Consider the following 1,818-nt stretch of genomic DNA (forward strand, 5'->3'; position numbering starts at 1 on the left):
AGTTTGGTCCCTATCTGCAGTGGGCGTTGGAAGTTTGACGGGGGCTGCTCCTAGTACGAGAGGACCGGAGTGGACGAACCTCTGGTGTACCGGTTGTCACGCCAGTGGCATTGCCGGGTAGCTAAGTTCGGAAGAGATAAGCGCTGAAAGCATCTAAGCGCGAAACTCGCCTGAAGATGAGACTTCCCTGAGGACTTGATCCTCCTGAAGAGTCGTTCGAGACCAGGACGTTGATAGGTCGGGTGTGGAAGTGCTGTGAGGCATGAAGCTAACCGATACTAATTGCTCGTGAGGCTTGATCCTATCATTTGAGTGGCTTTGCTAAGATAAGCAGAGTTGCGAAGCAATACTTCTACCAAGGCATCCAGAGAAAGAAGTGGTCTGGGTGTTTAATTTCGGTTTCTACAATTTGACAAGTTAATGTCTGGTGGCCATAGCGAGGTGGTCCCACGCCTTCCCATCCCGAACAGGACCGTGAAACACCTTAGCGCCGATGATAGTGTGGCATTCGCCATGTGAAAGTAGGACACCGCCAGACGCCCCATATAAAACCCCAGCTCATTGAGCTGGGGTTTTTGCATGAAAGTGAAACACCCAGAATTCGCCGCGTTGCCTGAGGCAGCGCCGGCAAGCGTTTATTTCTGGTAGCCATAGCGAGATGGTCCCACGCCTTCCCATCCCGAACAGGACCGTGAAACATCTTAGCGCCGATGATAGTGTGGCATTCGCCATGTGAAAGTAGGACACTGCCAGAAGCCCATATCAAAAAGCCCGACTCGATGAGTCGGGCTTTTTGTTTTTAGCTGCGCTGGCTACTTAAGCTGTATTCATCATTATGTAGTTTGACCGCAGGTCCCGTCATACCGTAGATGCCTAATTCAGTCAGTTTGCGGGCATCGGCCGGATCGCTTATGCCTTTGGCCAGCAGGTTAATGCCCATAAGCGTCGTCATTTGCAGTAGCCCTTTGACGACGGCTTGTTGTCCTTGATCCTGGTGGATGCCATGCGTCAGTACCCCATCCAGCTCCAAATATGAAATACCGGCCTCGGCTAGCTTCGCAACCAGACTCAGGTCATGACCGATGATCTCCACACCTAAGCGATGGCCTTTTTGCTGCATGCTATGACTGAACGCTAGAAAAGCCGGCCAGTGTGCGAGTAGAGCCATTTCGTGAAACTCGAAATTAACCCTGATGCCCTGCGTCTTGTTTAGCAGGTGGTGTACTTGGGTGTTGAAGTCCGGGTGGGCAAGCGAGGCCGGAGAGACATTGATGGCAATGCATGGGCCGGGTGCATATTGCAATCCCTGCTCTAGTGCAGCGAGATCCGGTTGCTGGCTGATGCCCAGGCGCAGGCTATGCGATAGCAGACGCAGGGCGCTGACCTTGGCTGCACTTTCGCTTGCCGGCAGATACAGCATGCCTTCCTGCCATAACACGCCGCCTGTTGCATCGACGACCGGATACCAGTCAAGGCGCAATAAACGCTGTCTGCATGCTTGTTCAATGGCTTCGCGCCAGTTCTGTTCGCTATGGATGTGGACCACGGCGTGATCCAGGCGGCAGAAACTATTGGGTGCCTGTGCAACAGCTTGTGCCAGCGCCTGACTGGCCTGAGACAGGATATCGCTGAGCTTATCCTGGCCATTGAAGCTTGTTATACCGATATGCGCGACTTCCTGCTGATCACATAAACCCATCTGCGGATAGCGGGCATATTGTTGTAATAGCGTGCGGGCGAGGGTGTCGGCATCATTCGGACTTAGTTCGGGGCAGAGCAGGGCGAAATCAGCGCCACGCAGCCTCACCGCCAGGGCGC

1 protein-coding gene and 3 rRNA genes are annotated in these 1,818 nt (G+C 53.8%); 3 read left to right on the forward strand and 1 reads right to left on the reverse strand.

Annotated features, from left to right (window positions below; all coding sequences use genetic code 11):
• From EGI20_RS18065 to rrf (EGI20_RS18075), 3 genes are all read left to right on the forward strand, one after another.
• A 23S ribosomal RNA gene (locus EGI20_RS18065) occupies positions 1–303 on the forward strand; the annotation flags it as partial.
• Positions 304–423: 120 nt separating this feature from the next.
• Positions 424–538: ribosomal RNA gene (rrf, locus tag EGI20_RS18070) — 5S ribosomal RNA — on the forward strand.
• 102 nt (positions 539–640) lie between these two features.
• A 5S ribosomal RNA gene (gene rrf / locus EGI20_RS18075) occupies positions 641–755 on the forward strand.
• A 44-nt stretch (positions 756–799) separates the two neighbouring features.
• Here the strand turns inward: rrf (EGI20_RS18075) and EGI20_RS18080 are convergent.
• Positions 800–1,818, reverse strand: a 1,019-nt coding sequence (locus EGI20_RS18080; RefSeq protein ID WP_498633080.1) for an EAL domain-containing protein, incomplete at its 5' end; no start/stop codon positions are given.

Source organism: Aquitalea sp. S1-19, assembly GCF_024343515.1.